We start from the raw sequence: 315 nt of genomic DNA, 5'->3' as shown, positions 1-315 counted from the left end.
CTGTTATCTAGTTTTCAAAGAACATACCATTTGCTATTTAAAATAGCTTTTTGGTGGAGCCTAGCGGGATCGAACCGCTGACCTCCTGCGTGCAAGGCAGGCGCTCTCCCAGCTGAGCTAAGGCCCCAAAATGTATGGTGGGCCTAAATGGACTCGAACCATCGACCTCACGCTTATCAGGCGTGCGCTCTAACCAGCTGAGCTATAGGCCCATACAAATTGCAGGATTTATTTATATCATATCCTCATTTAAGAGTCAATATTGAATTGAACTCTCAAAACTAAACGAAAACGAAACACGGAAACTTATATTGA

Annotated in this window: 2 tRNA genes; both read right to left on the bottom strand. The window is 43.5% G+C overall.

What is annotated here, in order from left to right:
- Window positions 1-51: 51 nt before the first annotated feature.
- Window positions 52-127 (bottom strand) — tRNA-Ala (locus RT27_RS30685).
- 8 nt (window positions 128-135) lie between these two features.
- Window positions 136-212, bottom strand: a tRNA-Ile gene (locus RT27_RS30680).
- Window positions 213-315: the final 103 nt, after the last annotated feature.

It is taken from the genome of Bacillus sp. L_1B0_5 (genome assembly GCF_000836715.1).
Taxonomy (GTDB): Bacteria; Bacillota; Bacilli; order Bacillales; family Bacillaceae_G; genus Bacillus_A; species Bacillus_A thuringiensis_S.
Note: the sequence above shows the minus strand (reverse complement) of the source record. Positions and strands in the feature narration are given on the sequence as shown.